The sequence below is a fragment of the Aedoeadaptatus urinae genome, assembly GCF_900155585.1.
GTDB classification, from domain to species: domain Bacteria; phylum Bacillota; class Clostridia; order Tissierellales; family Peptoniphilaceae; genus Aedoeadaptatus; species Aedoeadaptatus urinae.
Window position 1 is genome coordinate 182,346 of sequence record NZ_LT707416.1, and the last position, 19,333, is coordinate 201,678.

The 19,333-nt window shown below is 49.8% G+C and carries 17 protein-coding genes; 2 read left to right on the top strand and 15 right to left on the bottom strand.

Translation table 11 applies throughout. The features are described from left to right. Nucleotides 1–9: 9 nt before the first annotated feature. The 8 genes from BQ7397_RS01695 to murJ all read right to left on the bottom strand — a co-directional run bounded on the left by BQ7397_RS01695 (nt 10) and on the right by murJ (nt 10,190). Nucleotides 10–1,341 (bottom strand): aldehyde dehydrogenase family protein, encoded by a 1,332-nt coding sequence (locus BQ7397_RS01695; protein ID WP_077074461.1) that lies wholly within the window; start codon nt 1,339–1,341, stop codon nt 10–12. 65 nt (nt 1,342–1,406) lie between these two features. After that, on the bottom strand, nt 1,407–1,598 hold the full coding sequence (locus BQ7397_RS01700; RefSeq protein ID WP_144019951.1) for a DUF3021 family protein: 192 nt from the start codon (nt 1,596–1,598) through the stop codon (nt 1,407–1,409). Nucleotides 1,599–1,892: 294 nt separating this feature from the next. Further along, a complete protein-coding gene (locus BQ7397_RS01705) occupies nt 1,893–2,957 on the bottom strand; it encodes an S-layer homology domain-containing protein (protein WP_077074463.1) in 1,065 nt (354 codons plus the stop codon). A 16-nt stretch (nt 2,958–2,973) separates the two neighbouring features. Further along, the gene (locus BQ7397_RS01710) at nt 2,974–6,960 is read right to left on the bottom strand and encodes a leucine-rich repeat domain-containing protein (protein ID WP_077074464.1); all 3,987 of its coding nucleotides are present in this window, start codon (nt 6,958–6,960) and stop codon (nt 2,974–2,976) included. A 349-nt stretch (nt 6,961–7,309) separates the two neighbouring features. After that, nucleotides 7,310–7,738 carry a DUF3021 domain-containing protein gene (locus BQ7397_RS01715; RefSeq protein WP_077074465.1) on the bottom strand — a complete coding sequence of 143 codons (429 nt, stop codon included), beginning with the start codon at nt 7,736–7,738 and terminating at the stop codon, nt 7,310–7,312. Nucleotides 7,739–7,748: 10 nt separating this feature from the next. Beyond that, nucleotides 7,749–8,189: a LytTR family DNA-binding domain-containing protein gene (locus BQ7397_RS01720; protein WP_077074466.1), complete on the bottom strand. Its 441-nt coding sequence runs from the start codon at nt 8,187–8,189 to the stop codon at nt 7,749–7,751. Nucleotides 8,190–8,306: 117 nt separating this feature from the next. Further along, nucleotides 8,307–8,612 (bottom strand): hypothetical protein, encoded by a 306-nt coding sequence (locus BQ7397_RS01725; RefSeq protein ID WP_077074467.1) that lies wholly within the window; start codon nt 8,610–8,612, stop codon nt 8,307–8,309. A gap of 15 nt (nt 8,613–8,627) precedes the next feature. Further along, nucleotides 8,628–10,190: a murein biosynthesis integral membrane protein MurJ gene (gene murJ, locus BQ7397_RS01730; protein WP_077074468.1), complete on the bottom strand. Its 1,563-nt coding sequence runs from the start codon at nt 10,188–10,190 to the stop codon at nt 8,628–8,630. A gap of 100 nt (nt 10,191–10,290) precedes the next feature. On the opposite strand from murJ, the gene BQ7397_RS01735 reads away from it, so the two are divergent. Further along, on the top strand, nt 10,291–11,172 hold the full coding sequence (locus BQ7397_RS01735) for an N-acetylmuramoyl-L-alanine amidase family protein (RefSeq protein WP_077074469.1): 882 nt from the start codon (nt 10,291–10,293) through the stop codon (nt 11,170–11,172). A gap of 9 nt (nt 11,173–11,181) precedes the next feature. Then, the gene (locus BQ7397_RS01740; protein ID WP_077074470.1) at nt 11,182–11,976 is read left to right on the top strand and encodes an AIM24 family protein; all 795 of its coding nucleotides are present in this window, start codon (nt 11,182–11,184) and stop codon (nt 11,974–11,976) included. Between the two features lie 56 nt (nt 11,977–12,032). Here the strand turns inward: BQ7397_RS01740 and BQ7397_RS01745 are convergent, their stop codons facing one another. The 7 genes from BQ7397_RS01745 to sufC all read right to left on the bottom strand — a co-directional run bounded on the left by BQ7397_RS01745 (nt 12,033) and on the right by sufC (nt 19,286). Further along, complete coding sequence (locus BQ7397_RS01745) at nt 12,033–13,667, bottom strand: DUF1343 domain-containing protein (protein WP_200801189.1); 1,635 nt, start codon at nt 13,665–13,667, stop codon at nt 12,033–12,035. A 135-nt stretch (nt 13,668–13,802) separates the two neighbouring features. Next, nucleotides 13,803–14,291 carry a MarR family winged helix-turn-helix transcriptional regulator gene (locus tag BQ7397_RS01750; protein WP_077074471.1) on the bottom strand — a complete coding sequence of 163 codons (489 nt, stop codon included), beginning with the start codon at nt 14,289–14,291 and terminating at the stop codon, nt 13,803–13,805. A 184-nt stretch (nt 14,292–14,475) separates the two neighbouring features. Continuing rightward, nucleotides 14,476–14,901, bottom strand: coding sequence for a Fe-S cluster assembly sulfur transfer protein SufU (gene sufU, locus BQ7397_RS01755; RefSeq protein ID WP_077074472.1), 426 nt, complete (start codon nt 14,899–14,901; stop codon nt 14,476–14,478). Further along, nucleotides 14,888–16,135 carry an aminotransferase class V-fold PLP-dependent enzyme gene (locus BQ7397_RS01760; protein WP_077074473.1) on the bottom strand — a complete coding sequence of 416 codons (1,248 nt, stop codon included), beginning with the start codon at nt 16,133–16,135 and terminating at the stop codon, nt 14,888–14,890. Before BQ7397_RS01760 ends, sufU begins: the two co-directional genes overlap by 14 nt. Continuing rightward, nucleotides 16,122–17,141 carry a SufB/SufD family protein gene (locus tag BQ7397_RS01765; RefSeq protein WP_077074474.1) on the bottom strand — a complete coding sequence of 340 codons (1,020 nt, stop codon included), beginning with the start codon at nt 17,139–17,141 and terminating at the stop codon, nt 16,122–16,124. Before BQ7397_RS01765 ends, BQ7397_RS01760 begins: the two co-directional genes overlap by 14 nt. Then, nucleotides 17,141–18,556: a Fe-S cluster assembly protein SufB gene (gene sufB, locus BQ7397_RS01770; RefSeq protein ID WP_077074475.1), complete on the bottom strand. Its 1,416-nt coding sequence runs from the start codon at nt 18,554–18,556 to the stop codon at nt 17,141–17,143. The genes BQ7397_RS01765 and sufB overlap by 1 nt, the downstream gene beginning before the upstream one ends. Continuing rightward, the gene (sufC, locus tag BQ7397_RS01775) at nt 18,540–19,286 is read right to left on the bottom strand and encodes a Fe-S cluster assembly ATPase SufC (RefSeq protein ID WP_077074476.1); all 747 of its coding nucleotides are present in this window, start codon (nt 19,284–19,286) and stop codon (nt 18,540–18,542) included. The genes sufB and sufC overlap by 17 nt, the downstream gene beginning before the upstream one ends. Nucleotides 19,287–19,333: the final 47 nt, after the last annotated feature.

Below are 19,333 nucleotides of genomic sequence, written 5' to 3' on the forward strand. Positions count from 1 at the left end.
TGCTCAAATTTAAAAGGGATGGTAGCGCAGGGAAATGTCAAAGCGGCGCGACTTTTTCAGCACGGTGCGGGGCCGGGAGAAGGTGTCGTAGCTCCATTTGCCGTGGTATGCGCCCATGCCCGAAGGCCCGACGCCGCCGAAGGGCGCCTTGTTCGACGCCAGATGCAGAAGGGTGTCGTTGACACAGACGCCGCCGCTGTCGATGGAATGAATGGCGCGGCGAATAAAGGCCTCGTCTTCGGAAAAGAGATAGAGGGCCAGGGGCTTGTCTTTTTCCCTTAATTCGGAAAAAAGTTCTTCTTCCGACTCGTAGGCCATCACCGGCAACAGGGGCCCGAAGATTTCCTCATCGAGCAAGCGTCCCCGGGGATTTTCCACGACGCAGGGAAAGACGTGGAGGCTATGGTCGTAAAAAATCCGGGGATGCTTCGTGCGAATATCCCCTTCTTGTGCCAAAGCCTTCATGCGCTCGTAGCGTCCCCGATGGTTCATGCGCACGGTTTCGCCGATGAAGTAATCTTTCGTGGGAAAGGCTTCCTCGAAGGCATCCAGCAGCCCGTCGATCAGGGCTTCTTTTTGCGACGCGTGGACGTAGACCGTGTCCGGCGCCACGCAGGTCTGCCCGGCATTCATGGTCTTTCCGAAGGCGATGCGCTTCGCCGCCATGGGGATGTCGGCGGTCTCGTCGACGATGACCGGGCTCTTGCCTCCGAGCTCCAGGGTGACCGGAGCGGGATGCGCCGCCGCCTGTTTCATGACCGAGCGGCCCACGTCGCCGTTTCCCGTAAAAAATATTTTATCGAAGGGCTCGGCCAAGAGGGCTTTTGCCGCCTCTTCCTCGCCGAAAATGAAGGACACCAGGCCGTCCTCCAGCACGCTGTCGCAGAGGGCCTTGAGCACCTTCCCCGTTTCCGGGGCGTATTCCGAGGGCTTCACCACCACGGCATTGCCCGCGGCGACGGCCCCCACCACGGGGAGCAGGCTCAGCTGGAAGGGATAGTTCCACGGGCTGATGACGAGCACCGTGCCGTAGGGCTCCCTTCGGACGGCGAGGGTTCCCGGCAGTTGGGCCACTCCGGGAAGGGGCCGCGCGGTGCGGCCGTAGCTTCCCATGTGGCGAATCATGTGGCGGATCTCTTCTTTCGTCAGATAGATTTCCGTGAGAAAGGCTTCTCGGGAGGATTTATTTAAATCCGCCTTTAAGGCGGCGTCGATGGCTCCGCGAAAGGCGTCGATGCCCTTGAGGAGGGCGAAAAGTTGTTTCTTTCTGTATAAAAGGGGCCGGGTCTTTCCCGAGCGGTAAAAATCCCGTGCCGTGATGTATGCGTCGTGACTGTTCATTTTCTTCACCTCTTGTGTGATTCATACCCCTCTCCGTAAAAAAACCGCCGTGATGGCGGCGGCTTTTATTTCAGTTGTTCGTTCATTTTTTCAACCATACGCTTTTCCTTAAAGTAGATGGCGATCCAAATGATGAAGTAGATCGCGGCAAAGGAAAGGACGGAATAAAGGACCGAGGTCGGGTCTGTGAACCACTTTAGGTAAAATCCCACGAATACAAAGTAGACGAGGAGGATGAAAAAGTGCAGGCCATGCATGAGGTAAAATGCGCCTTTCTTGCTTTTACAAAATTCGCCGACCAAAAAGGGCACCCGCAGGTGCCGCAATATATATTGACTCTAAAATATCTTCTGGGAAGTAATTCTCAGTAGATATTTTAGAGTTGTCAAAATAATTTATATGCTATTTAGAGTATATCAAAAGGAGCTACTACAGATTTAAATAAATCCTGAAATAGCTCCTTTTGATCATTTGATTTTCATTATAAACCTACAAACTGGAGGATAAGGATAATTCTAATGATCTTGCACCACTTCTGCTGGTTGCATTCCTTATCTTTGCCCCATTGTCCTCCAGACAAACGTAACGATCTGTGCTCTAGTACAAACGTTTCTTGGGCCAAATAAGGATTCTGTTATCCCTTTCGTCACATTTTCCCTAACTGCCCACATTACAGCTTTAGAGTAATAAGCGTTTGTCGTCACATCATTAAACGGATTGCTTCCATTGACCTCCGGTGACTTTTGAACTCGCCAAATGAATGTCACTATTTCGGCGCGATTGCAATTTTTATTCGGACTAAATGTATCTTTGCTTGTACCAAAGCAGATACCTTTTTCTACTGCCCATGCAACTGCGTCGTAGTAATAACTATCTTTCGTAACGTCCTTAAACTTCTTAATAGACGTATTTGAAGCTGGACTACCTGAAGCTCTCCATAGGAGTGTTATAGCCTCAGCACGTGTACATACTTTGTTAGGTGAAAAGGTATTGGAGGACGTGCCCTTGGTAACGCCTTTATTGACTGCCCAAATGACCGCATTCTCATAGTAGGATCCAGACGGAACATCTGTGAAATGATTAACCATTCCACTAAATTCGTTCGTGGTGCTCCATGGTGAAGAACCAGACCCTCCATTTGTTCCATTTCCCGGGTTGATGGGGTTTCCTGGACCAACAGGATTATTATGCCCACCAGGTTTAACCGGTCCGCTTGGATTATCTGGATCCTTTGGCTCGACGATGCCTCCGGGATTGTCCGACCCGCCACCTACCTTGAACGTATTACTTACAACCACAGATCCGTTTTCGTTGCTATAAATGTAAATATGGTAAGAACCTTTTTCCAGTTTTCCCGTCGGGATTTTTTCTTTTATTTTTCCCTCGGCATTAGAGTCACCGCTTTTTAACGCAATAACCGAATCTTCTTTCTGAATAGAAATCAGATGATAGATCTTGTTCGGATCAAGGCCTGTCGAGGATACTGAAACTGTTCCGCTTGCTGCATCATAAGATGCATTTATTTCAGGCTGTGCTGCATGTGCCGGAACTACTAAAGTAAATGATAATAAAATCCCTGCCAATATAGATGATATTCTTTTACGTTTTTTATTCATAGATATCCCCCATTGACTACAGAGAGGCCGATCCAAAGATTCTACCACCTGCATTCGGTGTTTCGGCGGTCATTTTTGGTTGACGTTCTGTTAGCCATACAGTCACACGATTATCTTTGGCATAAGAAAGGTTCATTAAGCCGTTTTGGGGTACGGGCACTGCGTAAATGGAATTTACACCAGAGGGATTCGTAATTTGAACCAACAGATAATTACCATTTTGCATGTTTGAAACCTTAACCTGGGCCACCTTACCTAATCCTCCATTTCCTTGAGCGACAAGCTTAACGGTGGGTGTTTCTAATGACTCGCCATTTTTTACTCGTATATGAGAGCCGTCAACCAATGCTTCGGAGACTAATTTATTTTTGACCGCTTCGTTTTGGACTGTAATGACATAGTCGCCCGCCATTCGATAGAATGCATTTGCTCCAACCTTTGATAATACTGGTGATTCGATAACAATACTTCTTAGCTTATTACAATCTTTAAATGTGTTTTTACCAATAACATCCGTTTTTTCTGGAATGTGAATTTCTTCCAAAGAAGTACAGCCCTCAAAGACGCCGGTTAATTCATCTTCACCTTTTTGAACCAGATCGCCTAGTGCCTTCAAGCCACTTCCTAATTTAACACTTTTCAGCCCTGTGCATCCCTCAAAAGTTCCGCCCTTTAATTCTTCAATATCGTTACTAAGCTCAATCGAGGTGAGACCAGTACAATGAAAGAACGCTTTCTCGCCTATGTTGCTGATTTTCGTCAAATCAATGTCTTTCAGGGCACTGCAATTCCAAAATGCATTACCGCCGATTGATGTTACGGTGGCCGGTAAATTAACTCTTTCCAGTTTGGAGTCGCGAGCAAAGGTTCCTTCAGGTAATTTCGTCCATGAAGAACCTTCTTCAAAATTTACTTCACGCAGGCTATAGTTAAAGAACATCGTGCATTCCCCGATATCATTCACTGTCTTTGGTAAAGCAATTGTTTCAAGCGCGAAATTATCACTTAAGGCACCATTTCCTAGTTTTTTCAAATGGCTGCCAGGTTTATAAGTGATCGCTTTTAGCTTATGGCAACCGGTAATCGCATTAACCCCTATAGTCTCCACGCCTGCAGGAATTTCAAACATTGTCAACTCCGAAGCATTGTAGAGTGCATAATCTGATATGGTTTTTACCGTATCTGGTAAATGAAATTCCGTAACAAGGCTATTTTTCAAAGCATTTGATGCCACAGAGATAACATTATAGGATTTGTCTTCATTTTTTATAGTCGCAGGAATCGTAACAATACCTTTCGCTTTAATTTCATTGGACCCATCACCGATTTGAACAGTGCCATTCTCTCCGGAAGCCGGTTCTGTAAGAACTTTATAAAAGACACCATTCACGGTGAAAGAGCCGCCTGGTACAGGTGGGGCCGGTTCCTTTACCTTAACTTGCGCTTCATTAATGCCACTAGCCACAACCATATTTTTTATAGCATCGTTAGTAACAGTCACAACCAAATCGGGTGATGTTACAGAGATTGCACCTTTTGCCATAGAATTCATTTGTGTTGCCAAAATCTCAATGGAAGAAAGGCCGGGGCATTTACCAACGGCGGAGTTTTCAATATTTTGTACAGATGCAGGGATTTGTAAAGTGCTTAAGCTTTCACAATCCCATATTAAATATGTGACCATTGTTTTTAAGCCGGAAGGAAGTTTCAATGTTTCCAGATAAGGGCATTTGTAAAAACTGAATCGTTCAATTGATGTTACAGAATCGGCAATTGTAATGCTTTCCACTTTCGATTGCTTGAATGCAAAAGATTCAATGTTTTCTACGCCTTTTCCAATAACAATTTCTTTCAATTTAGACGATGTCCCTAGAAACGCATAAACCGAAATTTTTTTCACGCCCGCCGGTGTTGTGTAACTAGAGCCTTTTTTATTGGCCGGATATTGCAATAATGATGTCCCATCTTTATTAAATAAGACCCCATCCACAGACTTAAACATGGGGTTATTGTTCGCAACAGTAATTTCTGTTAAACCATTACAACCTTCTAAAGGGCACCGGCCAACTTTATTTAGAGAAGCAGGATAATGAAAACTAGTGATCGCAGTAGAGTGGAAGGCATTCTCTCCCAAACTATTTAATTGATTGTTTTTTGTCAAGCCAATGCTTTTTAGTGCCGTGCAACTATCGAATGCTTTGTCTTCAATAATCTCCAAGGTGTCAGGCAGTTGAATGCTCTTTAAACTATTGCACCATTGAAATGCGATTCTACCAACTGTTTTTAGCCTACTCCCCACGGGGATCACGACTTCTCGAAGTGCCTCATCACACCAAAAAGCCTGTTCTTTTATCGTTGTAAGGCTTGCAGGCAAACTCGCCTTTTGTAAATCGCTGCAACTGTTAAAAGCCATTACGCCAATTTCTGTTATGCCATCCGGAAGATCAATCGTTCTTAGACCGCTATTGGAAAAAGCATCTTTTGGAATGACCTTTAACTTAGGAGACAGGGTTAAGCCCATCAATTTGTCGGCCATGCAAAATGAGGCTTCACCTATTTGTTCTACGGTAGAAGGCATGGCAAAAGATGTTAATTGCGCTCCGCGGAATGCATTTTCCCCTATGGTTTTAATTCCTTCCGGTAAAGTCACCGAAGTAAGTTTGGAATTTCTAAATGCATTGGGAGCAACGGATACGACAGTATAATTCTTTCCATCTCTGTCGACATTAGCCGGAATTGAAAGGCTTCCATTAGCATCGGTTGCTAATGTTTCTCCATTCCCAATTTGGACTGTTCCTTTTTGATCGTTATTCGGCTCAGATAACACCTTGTACATCACACCATTTACTATAAATGTTGGCTCGGTAGTTGGTGCTGATAGCGTAATGTTATCGTCAGCAATGCCAGAAGATTTCAACAGCGTTCTAGTTTTTTCAGAAGCAACCACAAACTTAAGATCACTACACCCATAAAAGGCATTCCTTCCAATGGAATGCAACGAGGTTGGGATGGTCAATGTTTCAAGCCTAGAACAATTCCAAAAAGCCAAGTCTCCTATTGATTCCAAGCTATTACCCAGGTCCAGTGACGTCAAGCCCGTAGATTTGGAAAAGGCATAGTTTCCAAGGACTTTAACTCCTTCCGGTAATTTCACACTTTGAATACTGCTATTGTTCGCGAATGCATAATCCCCTATGTTTTTTACTGAAGCCGGGACAGTAAAGTCTGTGTCTTTTTTCCCTTCAGGATACTTTACAACTGTCGTTTTATCCGCTGAGTACACCACTCCATTTTCACTGGCATAGAGTGTATTCCCTTGAGTAACAGATATATTCTTTAAGCTAGGACAATTGTTGAATACATTCTTTCCCATTGCAGTTAAACTGGCCGGTAGAGTTATAGATGGCAACTGCTTATTATATGAGAAAACTTCGTCTCCGAGGGAAGTGACCCCTTCAGGTATGACTACAGAAGTTAATTGACTACACTTCGTAAAAGCTGACGTACCAATCGTCTTTACTGAAGCAGGTATAATGATAGATTTAATAGATGTAGTGTCAAATGCCTTGTCTCCAATAGTTTGTAACTGACTATTTTCTGCAAATTTGACTTCGCTTAGTGATGTTAAATCTGAAAAAGCAGATTTGCCGATGGAAGTCACTGAAGCAGGAATTGTCACGCTACCTAAGCTATTTTCCTCTGTACTATTATCAAAGGCTTTGTCTCCAATAGCTACTACTTTAAAAGTTTCGTTTTTATCATTGGTAACAGTTTCTGGTATTTCAAGACTCTTTTTATTAATAGTCATAGAAAATTTTCCATTACCAACTTGGACGGCCCCAGGAGTGTCCTCTGTTTTATCTTTTATGACTTTGTATGTTATTCCATCTTTTTCAAATGTGTCTTTCTCCCCAACTGCAAAAGTTGCGGATCCCATAGATGTAAATATAAGTAACAAGGATATTATAAATGACGCTATGCGTTGAAATAGTCTGCCTCTCATGTCTGTCCTCCTTTTTATGAATAATCAGCCTTGGCGCTTATGCGAATTGCTGCCCATGAAACTAGCAAAATATAAGCTAAATTTCTAAGTGCCTTTCATGTCATTTCCTCCGATCTAATACCTGGTAAGTGACGCCAATAGTAGTGGCCTTAAATCAGACCCTTTTGCTACGATTAGCTTCTTGATAGATATTATCATAAACGGTATTCTATGTAAACTTTTTCCCGAAGATTGCCTCATGCTAGATTTGCACTTGACTTGGCTTGACAATTCAAGCCATAAAAAAGAGACAAACCTCGAGTTTTTATCGAGGTTTGTCTGCAGTCTGACCGCCGTCATGGCGGCGGCTTTATTTCAGTTGTCGATTCATTTTTTCAACCATACGCTTTTCCTTAAAGTAGATAGCGATCCAAATGATGAAGTAGATTGCGGCAAAGGAAAGGACGGAATAAAGGACCGAGGTCGGGTCTGTGAACCACTTTAGGTAAAATCCCACGAAGACAAAGTAGACGAGAAGGATGAAAAAGTGCAGGCCGTGCATGAGGTAGAATGCGCCTTTCTTGCTTTTACAAAATTCGCCGCACAGATAAGAGACGAGGCCGAAGCCGCCGTAGCAGAGGCACTGAATAATTTTCGCATAACCGGGAGCCACGGAATCGACAAATTCCGACACGCCGACGATGTTCATGCCCAGTCTGATGGAGATAAAGGCTTCGATAAGGACGCCGATGCCCACGCCGAACAGAAAAGAGACGATTGCATTTCTTAAGGTTTTCATAAGACACCTCCTAAAGTCCCAGGGCTTCTTTAAAGGCCCGCAGGTTTCGCCGAGATACGTAGACCACGTCGCCGTTTTTCATTTCCACGGCAATGGTTCCCGTAAAGCTTAAATCCAGTTTCTTCACGTAATCTAAATTAATGATGTCGAAGCGGGATATGCGCAAAAAGCGATGGGCCCTGAGGCGCTCTTCGCAAGAGGCAAGGCTCAACCTCAGGCGATAATTTTCGCTCCCCGCCACGGCGTAAACCGATTTGTCTTGGGCATAGATTCTGACGATGGCGTCGTAGTCCAGGAGAAAGACCTCATCGTCCTTCAGCCCCACCAGCTTTTCGATGGCCGCCGTATTTAATGCTTCTCGTATTTTTTCCACTTCTTCCGTCATGGTACGGGTGTAAATTTTCACCGACGGCTGCTCGTAGGCGTCGTCCAAAATGATTTCGACCTTCATATCGCACCTCCTGAGTTTATAGTAATGGATGGGGCGGATTTTTTCCGCTGTTTTTCGACAAGCGGTTCTTTTTTCCTCCCCGGCGGTACAAAAAAGGGCACCCGCAGGTGCCGCAATTTATATTTCCATTAAGCCGTTGGCCACGAAGAGCCGGGTAATGCCGAGAACTTTTTCCGCATCGATGACGATGCACCCCCCATCCACCTCGGTGTAGTAGGGATAGTAGATGGCGACGCCCCGATCCTCGCATTTTTTGTAGACGATGGCATCCTTCTTCGGCAGGCCCTTTGACACGGTGGCGCTCATCACATCGGCGACACCGCAACAGGCCATGGTCGGCGGATCTACGGAGAGGGTCGTGAGATTTTTCTTTTTGACATACGCCATGGCGGCGTCGGTTAAGCGAGCACTGGTTGCTTTCATTCCGTTCCTTTCTTTTTACGCAATTTTTTTCTTGAAAAATTTAATGGCCACGATCTTTTTAATGTCCTTTACTTCCTTAAGGCCCAAGAGGTCCAAGATGAAGAAGTACAGGACGGAAGAAAGGGCGACGGTAATCGTAAAGTGGATCAGCTTCACGGCGTTGCCTACATTGCCCATAAGGCCGATGCCGCCGAAATAGAAGTAGTAGGCAAAGGCCCCCATGATCAGGGAGGCGATGACGGTTTTTACGGTGATCTTCACATAGCTCTTCATGCCGATGTGGCCGATTTTCTTTCTGAGCATGGTGAAGGAGAACCAGGTCACCACGGTTTGGGCGATGGACACGGAAAGGGCGAGGCCGTTGATGCCCATGGTCCGTACCAAAACCAAGTTGCAGCCCACGTTAAAGAGCACGTTCACCACGCCGAGATAGAAGGGCGTCTTCGTGTCTTCCAAACTATAGAAGACCCGGTTCTGCACATTGTTCACGGAAATGGACACGAGGGCCAGGGTATAGAAGCGGAGGCATATGGCCGTGGCGTCGGCGTCGGCTTGGGTAAAGACGCCACGCATAAAGGCGAGCTCCACAATGGGCTGAGCCAAAACGATGAGCCCGGCCATGGCGGGAATGGTGATGAGAAGGACCGATCGCACGGAGCCGTTCATGATCCGCTTGCCCTTTTCCATTTCGCCCTCGTCGAAGGCCTTGCTCATGGCGGGATAGATAACCGATGTAATGGCGGTAATAAAGATTCCGATGACCAGGACATTGAGCTTGTTGGCATAGTCCAAACGGCTCATGGAGCCGGAGACCAGACCCGATGCCAATGCCCGGTTGACCAAGGTGTTAATATTGTTGACGCTGACCGTAATAATGGCGGGAATGGCCAAGAGCAGGGTCTGCCTCGTGTGCTCGTCCTTTAAATCCAGCACGGGCTGGAAGCGGTAGCCCACCCGATGGGAGCCGTACCACACGCAGAGGTATTCCGCTACCACGGCGAGCACGGAGACGATGGTGAGGCCGTAGATGCCGAATTTCGTGGAGAAAATCATGAGGTAAGCTAAGTAAACCAGATTCAACCAAATAGGCACCGACGCCGCTATGCCGAAGCGGTTGTGAAAATGCAAATAGCCGGTGAAAATCCCCTCGTAGGCGGAAAAGACGATGACGGGCATGCCCAATTGAATGAGCTGAACCGTCAGGGCTTTCGTCCGCGGATCGAAACGCGGGCCCACGAGCATGGTCAACAATGGCGCTCCGACGATGCCCAAGACCATGATTAACAGAGTGAGCAGGCTTACGATGATAAATATATTGTTGGTAAATTTATGCTTGCCCTTTTCCCCGTATCTGGAATAGACCGACTGCAAGCTTGGGATAAATACGGTACTGATCCCCATGACGATGTACATACTCACCGTCGATGTAGCCGATTGGGCGGCGACGAATGCGTCTTTTTCAAAACCCGCCCCGAATATGGCGGCCACCATGGACTCACGGACGAAGCCCATCATTTTTCCGATAAGGGAAAATAAAATAATGAGCACCGTGGACTTGGCGATGGATGTCTTCTTCATACTGCCTCCTTACTAAAGCTACATTATACCAAATGAACGGGCGAGGAACTCAAAATTTTGCCAAAGATCTGTGGTAAAATGGGACAAAAGGAGCGAAAAAATGAAAAAATGGATCCTATGCGCCTTTCTTCTCTTGATTGTCACGGCAGCGGGACTGAAAATTTACGCCGCGAAAACCGAGGCGGAGCTGACCCGCCAGGTCAAGCAGGAGGAAGCTCTGCGCGATAAAAAGCGGGAGGAACGACGCAAAAAAGAAGCGGCGAAGAAAAAAGCGCGCTCGGAAATAAAAAAAGAGGCCCCTGCCCCGGCAAAAGCACCCGCCGAGGAAACGCCAAAGGCCAATGTTCCCCCCGGCGACGGGCCCCTTATCGCCATCGACGCCGGCCACCAGGCACAGGGCAATTCGGAGCAGGAAACCATCGCCCCCTCCTCCGGAAAAACCAAGGCGAAGGTGGCGGACGGCACCTGCGGCGTGGCCACGGGCATCCCCGAATACGAATTTACTCTGAATTTCAGCCAATGCTTAAAGAAAAAATTTGAATCGGCGGGCTACCGGGTATTTATGATCAGGGAGAGCAACGACGTGAATATTTCCAACCAACAGCGGGCGGCCATGGCCAACGCCTCCGGCGCCCGAGTGTATTTGAGGATTCACGCCAACGGCGGCCCAGCCTCGGCAAAGGGCATCGAGACCTACTACCCGTCGAAAAATAATCCCGACGTGGGTCATCTGTCCGATCCCTCCCGTCAATTGTCTGAGCTCATTTTAAGTGAAATGTGCGCCTCCACGGGTGCCAAGGGCCGAGGCGCCATGGCCCGCGACGACCTGACCGGTACCAACTTCGCCCAAATACCCACGAGCCTCATCGAGTGCGGCTACATGTCCAACACGGAAGAGGACAAAAATCTGAACGACCCGAGCTACCAAGACGCCATGGCCCTGGGCATCCTCCGCGCCTTGGATCGCTATTTCCAACGATAAGGAGCAGCTATGTTTACCATTCACAATTTTACCGACAACGACGACATTCGCATCGTAGAAGAAAAGGGACCCTTCCAGGTATTGGAATACAAGCGGGACCTTTCCGTACGCAGGGAAGAGGCCATGGCGGCCTACTTCGCCTCTCAAATGAACGTAAGAAAGCGCCAGGTGTACTGCGACCTTTCCAAGGGCGATGTCACCGTTCAGCCCGGCGCCATGCAATGGACGGCAGGCGACGTTCGCGCCACCACGGGCATTAAGGGAGCCAAGGACTTTTTCGGAAAAGCCGTCAAGGGCAGCCTCTCCGGCGAAAGCACCATTAAGCCCGAATACACCGGCACGGGCAGACTGTGCCTCGAGCCCACGGACGTCTACATCCTTTTGGAAGACCTGGCCGATTGGAAGGGCGCCATTATTTTAAAGGACGGCCTCTTTATGGCCTGCGACGGAAGGCTCGAGCAAAAAATCGTCGCCCGCACCAATGTCTCCTCCGCCTTCGGGGGCATGGGCCTCTTTAACCTAAGCTTAAAAGGCGACGGCGTCGTCTGCCTCGAATCTCCTGTGCCCCGGGAAGAGCTCATCGTCGTGGACCTCGTCGACGACGTGCTGAAAATCGACGGCAACCTGGCCCTGGCCTGGTCCAACAGCCTGGAATTTACCGTGGAGCGAAGCGGCAAAAGCTTAATCGGCTCCGCCGCCAGCGGCGAAGGCCTGGTCAACGCCTACCGCGGCACGGGCCGGGTGATTATGACTCCGGTCATCGATGTGCATCGGCAGCTGCAAAACGCCGTGAAGAATGATTAAGTAGACGAGCGTGCTCGCCATTTAAAAAGCCTCCGAAGCAGATCGGAGGCTTCTTTTTATTTGTAAATCAGATACTGCGTGCGCTGGGCCTTAAAGGCGTTCACATCATTTTCATAGGCCTTCACGATTCTTTCAGGGGATGCCCCTGCGCGGAAGAGGTTCGCCATTTGCTCCGAGCCCTGAACCAGATAGAACATGTGGTAGGGCCGTTTGCAGGCGGGAACGGTAATGGGCCGCATTTGATTGGCTACGGCCAGGGTGTAGACCCCGGTGCGTGCCGGATTAAAGCGGTGCCAGTCCGTGACCTTCAGGCGCACGCCGCCGCGGGAGCCCTTCGGCGCGGGGATGAAGGTGACGCCGGGGAGGTTCGCTGCGTTGAGCCGGCGGGCGTATTCGGCGGAATCTAAATTTTTGCCGCCGACCCAGCGGAAGTATTCGCTTTGGCCGATGCCGGTTCCTTCGCCGCTTCCCGTGGCCATGTATAAAAAGGCGCTTTCCAGATTGGGAATATTGGGGCTTGTTTGAGCGAAGGGCAGGCCCGTGTCTTGCCAGACCATGCTCCGGGTCCAATTTTTCATGGGAACCACGGTGAGATCGGCGCCGATTTCTCGATTGAAGAATTGCCCCAGCTCCCCGGCGGTCATGCCGTGGGCCATGGGAATTTTGTCGATGCCCACAAAGGATTTAAAGCGGGTTTCACGCAAGAAGCCTTCCACGATTTCTCCGCCCAGGGGATTGGGCCGGTCCAGGACGACGATGGGAATATTGTTTTCCTTCGCCGCCAGCATGGCGTTTTGCAGGGTGGAGATGTAGGTGTAGGTTCTCGAGCCGATGTCCTGCATGTCGTAGACCAAGACGTCCACGCCCTTGAGCATATCGCGAGAGGGCTTTCTGGTCGGGCCGTAGAGGCTGTAGACGGGCAGGTTCATCTTCTTATCGAAGTAGCTGGCCACATAGGCGCCGGCGGTTTGCTTGCCGTCGAGGCCGTGTTCCGGGCTGTAGAGGGCCACCAGCTTTGCATTGGAATAGGCCTTGATTTTTTCCGCCACGGGCACGCCATTGGCGTCTACTCCCGTTTGATTGGTAATGAGGCCCACCCGCTTGTTGTCGATTAGGCCCTTGTATTCCGTGAGGAGCCGCTCGTTTCCTAAAATCACGCGACCCGTGGGCGCTTGGGGAGCGGGCGCCGGTGCGTGTTTTCTGTCGGCGCTTGTGGTGATCACCGCCAGGTTTTTTCCCTCGTCGTAGCTCACGTCGAAGCCTAAAACGGCGCCGACGCTTCTGAGACGGAAGTAGTTGAAGCCCCGAATGTTGTAGGCATTTTCCACGACGTCCGCCGGGTTTTCTCCCAGGACCTTCAGTCGCATGGGCTGAAGGACGGCGCGCTCCTTGGCGGCCCCCGATTGATCGCCGGGGAAGCTTTTATAGGTCTTGGTGCGGTCGACGACGATCTCTTTGTTGTCGCCCTTGAGATCGAAGTCCACCTTGCCTTTTAAAATCTGTGCCAGATCTCTGAGCCGGTAATAATTGTACCCGCCGATATTGTAGCCGCGCAGATCCGTCATTTGGCCGTCGACGACGAGGGCCTGGGGACTCCTTACGGCGCGGACCCTTTGAGCATGAGCAGGGACCGGCGCAAGAAGGCCACACAGGATAAGTATAAAAACGCTGAGTTTAAAAAATTTCTTCATGTCCTCTCCTTTCTCCCTCTATTATAATTCATAGGCGAAAATTTTCCCAAGTCCCTTCGGAATGACTCGGATTTGACATATTCAGGCGCAAAAAAGCCTCCGCCTTTGGGGACAGATGCGGAGGCTTTGATTCGATTATTCCTTCGGCGCAGTTTCGAGCTTTTTCTTGCCGCGAATTTCTTTCACATCGTCGGATTCGTTGAGCAGTTTTTCCACATTGGCCATGGCCTTTAGGATAAAGCGCAGGTCGCCGTCGCTTAAGTACTCGCCCACTTTTTCAAAATAGGGCGCGACGACGACGCGAAATTCTTCCACATACTCCTTGCCCATTTCCGTCAGGTAAATATTCACGATGCGGCTGTCCGTTTCCGAGCGCTGTCGATAGACGAAGCCCTTTTCTTCCAGCAAGGTGCAGATCTTCGATATATTTCCGTGATCCCGATGAAGGGATCCGGCGATGGAGCGGATGGACGTGTCTTCCAGAGAATCCACCTGTCCCATGACGAGGACCTGTAATTGGGTCAGCTTGTAGGTCTTTGAAAAATATTCCATTAAGGCATTTTTCGTCTCATTGGCTTCTTTCACTAAACGCCAGTAGGCCCACATAAATTCTCTGGATTCCATAACTTCCCCCCTTGCATCGAATATGTAAATTTACGGGATTCACCGTGATAAAAAATATTATTGAAATTATATCACAGAGAAGCCTCGCTTATTGCATATTTTATTTTTTATTTTACTTATATTTTTCCCCTTTTCACACCTTTTAAACAAAAAAAGAGCCGCGAGGTGCGGCTCGATTAAGCTCTTACTTTTCCAAAATATTTTTCAAGGTGTACCAGGGAAGCACGGCGCATTTCACCCGGGCGGGGAGTTTGGAAACGCCTTCGAATGCCATGGCATCTTCCAGTGCGTCTTCTTCCTCCTCGGTGAGGGAGACGCCTTTGATCATGCCGATAAAGGTGTCGGCCAGATGCACAGCTTCTTCCCGGCTCTTGCCCCGTACCGTGTCGATCATGATAGAGGTGGAGGCCTGTGAAATGGCGCAGCCTTCGCCGGTGTAGGACAGGTCCTTCAGCGTGTCGCCGTCCATTTTAATCTGCAGGGTGATTTCGTCGCCGCAGCTCGGATTGTGGCCCAGCTCTTTATAGTCCGGATTATCCAAATCCCCTTTGTTGTGTTCCGAGCGGGATTCTTCCATAATCAGCGTGGTGTAAATATCATCGAGTGCCAAGGCCCATCAACCTCCTTACTTCGTTCAGGTTCTTTATAAAGTAGTCCACCTCTTCAATGGTGTTGTAGACGGCAAAGCTTGCCCGGCAGGAGAAGTGGATGCCGAAGCTTCTGTGCAGGGGTTGGGCGCAGTGGTGACCGCTGCGAATGGCGATGCCCTTGGAATCCAGTATGGATGCCACGTCGTGGGGGTGGACGTCGTTGAAATTAAAGGTAATGAGTCCGCCTCTGGGATTGGTGGGGCGGGAGAGAATGGTAATGTCGTCCATTTGGCTCATGGCGTCGTAGGCGTAGTCCACGAGGTAGCTTTCGTATTCGTGGATCTTGTCCAGGCCGATGGCGTTTAAATAGTCGATGGCCACGGGCAAACTGGATGCGGCGCCCACGTCTTGGGTGCCCGCTTCGAAGCGCCCGGGGGCGTCGAGGAAGGTGGAGCGGTCTTCGTAGACGTACTCGATCATGTCGCCGCCGTACATATAGGGCTTCATGGCGTTTAAATTGTCGAGCTTGCCGTAGAGGACGCCGGCCCCCATGGCGGCAAACATTTTGTGGCCGCTGAAGACGTAGAAGTCACAGTCCAGATCCTTTACATCCACGGGCATGTGGGGTGCGGCTTGGGCGCCGTCCACCACGGCCTTGGCCTCGGGACTGACCTTTCTCAAATAGGCGATCATGCTCTTCACATCGGGCATGGTTCCCAAAACATTGGAGGATTGGGTAATGGCCAAGAGCTTGGTCTTTGCCGTAATCTTTTCTTCGATTTCTTTTTTCGGAATCTCTTTGTTTTCGTCGATGTAGAGATAGACCAGCTTCGCGCCGGTTTTTTCCGCCACGTACTGCCAGGTCACTAAATTGGCGTGGTGCTCCATTATGGACAGGACGATTTCGTCCCCGGCCTTTAGGTTTTCAAGACCCCAACAGTAGGCGAGAAGGTTTAGGCCTTCCGTGGCGTTTCGCGTAAAGATGATTTCGTTCACGCTGCTTGCGCCGATAAAATCCTTCAACGCCGCACGGGCCCCTTCGTAGACCTCCGTGGCCGCCATGGACAGGCGGTGGGCGCCACGGTGGGGCCCGCCGTTTTCATAGCTGTAGTAGCGGTTCATGGCCTCGATCACTTGTCTCGGCTTTTGCGTCGTGGCCGCCGAGTCCAAATAAACCAGGGGCTTGTCCTCGGTGGACAGTTCCAAATAGGGAAAGTCTTTTCGTATTTCTTTTATTTCGCTACCTTGTAACATGATCTCGCCTCCCCATAATCCGTTCCAGTTCCTCGTAAATAGCCTTGCGTTCCTCTTCGTAAACGACCCCGTCGATGACCGGCGCAAATTTCGCATCGATAATCATGCGTTCCGCCGTTTGGGCGTCGAAACCCCGGGTGAGGAAGTAGTAGAGCATGTCCTGATCCAACCTGCCGGCACTGGCGGCGTGATTGCCTTCCACGTCGTCTTCGTGGCTCAAGAGAGCGGGTACGGAAATGCTCCGTGCCGTGGAGTCCAGTAGAATGGCAAATTCCTCTTCGTTGCCCCGGCTGTGCTTGGAGCCTTCCAAAAAGTCGATGCGGCTCTTAAAGACCTTGTAGCTGTCTTCCATTAAGGCGCCGTCGACGATTAAATTACTGGTGGTGTCTTTGCCTTCGTGGATCATGTCGTAGATGAAGTCGTAGGCCTGACCCTTTTTGCCGAGGTAAATAGACTGAATGTTTCCCAGAGCGCTTTCGCCCTTGAGGAAGCATTTTACATTGCTGGTTTCGTTGCCGTCGCCTAAGTGGAAGATATAGGCGTCGAGCTTGGCGCCTTCTTCCAAAATGGCGGCCACGGACAGGTAGTTGTCCACTTCCGCCTGATCCACATTGACGAAGTAGAGGCGGGCGACGCCGTTTTTCTTCACGTGGATGCGGCTCATAAAGGAGCGATAGCCGCCGGTCTTCTTGCTTCTGAAGCAGCCGGTCATGTGGCCCCCTTCTTCCACGGTAAGGTCTATGGTAATGACCTCATCCTCGTCGCCGACCACGCTTTCGATGCCCAAATCTACCTTGCCTTCGGCGGTAAGGTTGCGGTAAAGGGTGGCGTGGTTGTCGTGGAGCTGAATCATTTCCGGGCTGATGCCGTAAATGTAGCTGTCGAATACGGGATGGCCTTCGGCCTTTTCTTTCCCGGCGGATTCTCTCGCCGCCACGTCGGTTTCGTTGACTTTTAAATAGCCGTAAGTTTTATATTCTAAGGTGTTTCCCTTGTGTGCCTTCATTAGCCAATGCTCCCTTCTAATTCCAAGGAGATGAGATTGTTCATCTCGACGGCGTATTCCAGGGGCAGTTCCTTGGCAATGGGATCGGCAAAGCCCCGGACCACCGTGGCCCGCGCCTCTTCCTCGGGAATGCCTCGGGTCATGAGATAGAAGATGACCTCGTCGGAAATGCGGCCGATTTTTGCCTCGTGTCCGAAGTCCACGTCCCGGTTGTGAATGTCGATGGCGGGAATCGTGTCTTGACGACTCAAATCATCGAGCATAAGGGATTCGCAGGAGACGGTGGATTTCGTGTGCTTGGCATCGTCCGTGACTTTCACCAGTCCGCGATAGACGCCGATGCCGCCGCCTTTTGAAATGGATTTCGATTGAATGGAGCTTTTGGTGTCGTTAGCGGCGTGAATGACCTGGGCGCCGGTGTCGATGTTTTGACCGGCCCCGGCAAAGCTGATGCCGGTGTATTCGTTTTGGGCGCCGTCGCCTGCTAAGACGCTCATGGGATAGAGCATGCTCACCTTGGAGCCAAAGGAGCCGGAGACCCATTGGATCTTGCCGTTTTTGCCCACGATGGCCCGCTTGGTGTTTAGATTGTACATATTTCTCGACCAGTTTTCGATGGTGGAGTAGCGCAGGGTGGCGTCGTCTTTAATGAAAAGCTCCACCGCCCCGGCGTGCAGGTTGAGGGCGTTGTATTTCGGCGCGGAGCAGCCTTCGATAAAGTGGCACTTGGCGCCTTTTTCGATAATGATCAAGGTGTGCTCGAATTGTCCGGCTCCCGGCGCATTTAGGCGGAAGTAGGACTGCAGGGGCACGTCCACGTCCACGCCTTCGGGCACGTAGACGAAGCTGCCGCCGCTCCATACGGCGTAGTGCAGGGCGGCGTATTTGTGCAAATTGGGATTGATGCACTTGCCGAAGTATTCCTTCACGATGTCTTCGTATTCGTGAAGGCCCGTTTCAAAGTCGGTATAGATAACCCCTTGATCCAAGAGGTGTTGTTGAATGCTGTGGTAGACCACTTCCGAGTCGTATTGCGCGCCGACGCCTGAGAGCATGGCTTCTTTTTCCGCCTCGGGAATACCCAGCTTGTCGAAGGTGCTGCGGATCTCTTCGGGGACGTCGTCCCAGTCGGCGGCCAAATCCGCGTCGGGGCGAATATAGGTTATGACCTTGTCCATATCCACTTCCGACAGATCCGGTCCCCAAGAGGGGTTTTCTTTTTCGTTAAAAATCTTTAAGGCTTCCAGACGCTTTTCAAGCATCCATTCCGGTTCGTTCTTTTCGGCGGAAATTTGACGTACGATGGATTCGTTTAAGCCTTGTTCCGTCTTTCTTCGATAGGTGAAGGGATTTTTTTCGTCGTAAATCCCCCGGTCCATGTCTTGAATTTCTGTCTTCTTACGCATCTTGCTCATCCTTTATCCAGCCGAAGCCTTCGCCTTCGATGCGGTCGATCAGCTCGTCGCCGCCTTCGGTGACGATCTTGCCGTCGTGAATGACGTGAACGAAATCCGGGTGGATTTCCTTTAAAATTTCCCGGTGGTGCGTAATAATAATGGCGGATTTTTCGCCGTCCAAATATTCCTTCAAGCCGCGGCTCACGGTGGCGACGGCATCCACGTCGAGACCGGAGTCCGTTTCGTCTAAAATGGCGAGCTTGGGATTCAGCATTAAGAGCTGCAGGATTTCCGTCTTTTTACGTTCCCCGCCGGAAAAGCCCACGTTTAAATAGCGGCCGGCGTATTCCTGTTTCATGTCCAGAAGATCCATTTCCTTTGCCAGGGCCTTTTTAAATTTCATAATGGAAGTCTTTTCGCCGCGAGCCAAAAGGGATTGGCGAATAAAGTTTTCCACGCTGATCCCCGGAATTTCGTAGGGGGTTTGGAAGCTTAAATACAGACCGCGACGGGCGCGCTTGTCCGTGGATTCGTCGGTGACGTCTTCCCCTTCAAAGAAAATCTTGCCCTCGGTCATGGTGTAGGCGGGATTCGCCATAATCACATTGGCCAAGGTGGACTTCCCGCTGCCGTTGGGGCCCATGATAACGTGGACTTCGCCCTTGTTGACCTCGAGGTTCATGCCCTTTAAAATTTCTTTTTCACCTGCGGAGGCGCGGACGCCTTCCACTTTCAATAATGCATTCATCTATTACAACATCCTCCTATATCCTATTGATTCTGTATGATATCCTT